Origin of the sequence: Nonomuraea sp. GTA35 (assembly GCF_041950525.1) — a bacterium.
Taxonomy (GTDB): domain Bacteria; phylum Actinomycetota; class Actinomycetes; order Streptosporangiales; family Streptosporangiaceae; genus Nonomuraea.
The window spans coordinates 1-3080 of sequence record NZ_JBGNUV010000047.1 but is presented as its reverse complement, the minus strand read 5'-3'; the positions used below and the strand labels follow the sequence as shown (position 1 = coordinate 3080).

General features: G+C 68.9%; 2 protein-coding genes and 1 pseudogene. 2 read left to right on the top strand and 1 reads right to left on the bottom strand.

Annotation, left to right across the window (positions count from 1 at the left end):
• Window positions 1-337: 337 nt before the first annotated feature.
• Together ACBJ32_RS59280 and ACBJ32_RS59275 are read left to right on the top strand one after the other, a co-directional pair.
• Window positions 338-1261, top strand: a complete 924-nt coding sequence (locus ACBJ32_RS59280; protein ID WP_375134388.1) for a tyrosine-type recombinase/integrase — start codon at window positions 338-340, stop codon at window positions 1259-1261.
• A gap of 77 nt (window positions 1262-1338) precedes the next feature.
• On the top strand, window positions 1339-2484 hold the full coding sequence (locus tag ACBJ32_RS59275; RefSeq protein WP_375134387.1) for an MFS transporter: 1146 nt from the start codon (window positions 1339-1341) through the stop codon (window positions 2482-2484).
• Between the two features lie 73 nt (window positions 2485-2557).
• On the opposite strand, the pseudogene ACBJ32_RS59270 reads toward ACBJ32_RS59275, so the two are convergent.
• Window positions 2558-2953 (bottom strand): annotated as a pseudogene (locus tag ACBJ32_RS59270) (Tn3 family transposase); the annotation flags it as partial.
• Between the last annotated feature and the right edge of the window lie 127 nt (window positions 2954-3080).

Genomic DNA, 3080 nt, shown 5'->3' with positions numbered 1-3080 from the left:
ATCACCTGACGGGATTCCTCGGTAAGTGTGTGGGGCGTGAGAACGCCCACACGCCCCGACCCCAAGATCGTTAACTCACTGCGGCGCCCCGGTGGCTAGAAGAGCGCTCTGTTCTCCAACAGTGCTCGGGGTCTGAGGAACATCCGAACCGGATCGTGCGCTAAGCCGTCTCCGCGCAGGTCATCGCGGTGTGGTTTCGCGTCGTGCCTATTCGCGCGCCATTGACCGCAGATACTTGCCGAATATCTGCGATAGTGTCGATGCCGTCCTGGAGGGATGCCCTCGCTCGGCAGGGACCAGACTCCATGGTTATCTGCGATAGAGTGCGGAGGCGGTCGTGGGAGTGGTCCACAGGATCGAGGCCGAACGGCCGGCGCCGGTGCTCAAGGACGCGGTCAAGGGCTTCCTGGCCGGAGTGTCTAACCCCAACACCGCCCGGTCCTACGCCACGGCGCTGCGTGCCCTCACCGAGAAGTTCGGCTCCTATACCCCGGTGGGTTCGCTGGAGGGGGAAGGGGCGGCCGACCGGGTCGCCGCCTGGTTCATCGAGCAGTGGGGGGCGCGCTCGGCGGCCACCGTCAACGCCCGGCTGAACGCGTTGTCCTCGGCGAGTCGGTGGTGGCGGGATCAGGGCTGGATCACCGAGGACCCGTTGCGTCGGCTCAAGCGCCGCCCGGTCGAGGTCGACCGTACGAGGTCGCTGGACCGTGCCGAGGTCGCCGAGCTGCTCGGCCGGGAAGGGATTGCGCTTCGTGAGCGGACCTTGTGGCGGCTGCTGTACGAGTCCGCGGCACGGGCCTCCGAAGTCCTGGCGCTCGATGTCGAGGAACTGGACTTGCGTAATCGAAAGGCTCGGGTGCGGCGTAAAGGTGGCGCGGTGGACGTGATCGTGTGGCGCACCGGCACCGCCCGGCTGCTGCCCCGTCTGATAGGTGGACGCAGGTCGGGGCCGGTGTTCACGACCGACCGGCGGGCCCGAGTGGAGTTGCCGCCGGCCGACATCGACAGTGGCAGCGGGAGGGCGCGACTGTCGTATCGGCGGGCAGCTGAGCTGTTCGAGGCGGCCACCGGCGGCTGGACGCTTCATCAACTACGGCACTCGGCGCTGACCCACGCGGCCGAGGATGGGGCCAACACCTCCACCTTGCTCGCCTTCTCCGGCCACACCTCGGTCGCTTCGCTGGCCCGCTATGCCCGGGTCTCGAGTGAAGCTCTCGGGCGCTGGCAGGCTGGACGCGATCCTGCCGCTCGCAAGCGGTGAGGGCGGACCTTCGAGGAAACTGAGTGCAAGGGGATCGATATGCCTGATGGATGGCAGTGGGACGGCAGGAAGCCCGCGTGAGTGCCGCGCGGTTGATCTTCGCAGCGCAGGCCTTACGCGGTCTGGCGTACGGCCTGGCCGCCGTCCAGCTGGCCACGCTGCTGCGGACCGAGGGGCTGCAGGCCGCCGGGGTCGGTCTCGTGCTGGCGGCCGTGATGGCTGGGGGCGCGCTGGCCAGCATCGCCCTGGCCCGCTGGGGCGACCGGTTCGGCCGTCGCCGCTCCTACGCCGTGTTGTACCTGGCCCTGGCCCTGTGCGGGTCGCTGATCGCGGTCGGAGCTCCGGTGTGGCTGCTGAGCCTGGCCGTCCTGTCCGGCGCGCTGTCGGTCGAGGTGGTCGAGTCGGGGCCGTTCACCACCGTGGAGCAGGTCATGCTGGATGGCAGCGGCGTGGCCGTGCGCGGCTTCGGCCTCTATAACGCCGTCGCCGCCACCGCCGGGGCCGCCGGCGCGCTGCTGGGCGCGCTTCCGCCCTCGCGGTCGCTGCTCGGCGGGGTGTTGCTGGCCGTGGGCGTGGCTGGTGCGTTGCTGGCCCTGCGGCTGCCCGCCTCGCTCGAGGTGGCCTCGGTTCAGGTCTCCGCGCCGGTCCGACCCCGCCCGGTCGTGGTCCGGCTGGCGGCGCTGTTCGCCGTGGACAGCCTGGCAGGGGGGTTTGTCGTGCAGGCCTATCTGGCCTACTGGCTGGGCGTCCACTACCAAGCTGACACGGCGAGCATCGGGCTGCTGTTCGCGGGCTGTGCCGTTCTGCAGACCGCCTCCTTCCTGCTCGCGCCGGTCATCGCGGCCAGGATCGGGCTGCTGAACACGATGGTCTTCACCCATCTGCCGAGTAACCTGCTGCTCATCGGCGTCGCCTTCGCCCCAGGGTTCCCGGTGGCGGCGGGGCTGCTGCTGGCCCGCGCCTGCCTGTCCTCAATGGACGTGCCCACCCGCCAGGCCTACGTCATGGCCATGGTCCCGCCCACCGAGCGCACCACCACAGCCGCCGTCACCAACACCGCCCGCTACCTGACCCGGCCCGCCGGTCCCGCGCTGGCCGGGCTGCTGCAGCCCCTCGGTCTGGCCTGGCCGTTCCTCATCGCCGGGACCGCCAAGACCCTCTACGACCTGACCCTGTGGCGGATCTTCCGCCGCGTCGAACTCCCCACCGAAGGACCATCGTGATCTAGGTGGCCAGGACCGGCCCAAAACCGACCGGATCGCCTGGCTGATCCGCCGCTTCATCGACCCTGGCGTCTCAGCCGCCGATGTCGTCGTCGTGGACATCACCTGGATCACCCAGCGGTCGCAACCCTCCCGGCAGCTCGGGCAGAGCGAAGGAGTAGCGGCCCAGCATGTTCACGTGCGCGTGGATGAAGGGGAACAGGCGGGCGACGTCTTCATCGCGCACATCGAAGCCCTGCGCCCGAAGCTGAGTCACGGCGGCGTCCATGTAGCGGGTGTTGAACAGCACCACGGCGTTCAGGACCAGGCCGAGCGCACCGAGCTGGTCCTCCATGCCCTCGTGGTAGCGCTGGTAGAGGTGGCCCCGTTTGCCATGGAAGATCCGCCGGGCCAGGGCATGGCGGCCTTCCTGCAGGTTGGACTGGGCCTTGATCTCACGCCGGTAGTCCGGCTCATCGGCCATCCGCAAGATTATGTGGAATCTGTTTTGTCAAGCCGCGTCGATCGATCGCGGTCAGTTGGGTGGGGATCTTCGAGCAGGACGACCTTGCTGAGAACGGGATCGAAGCCGAGGACCGGGTCTTGGCTTCCGCCTT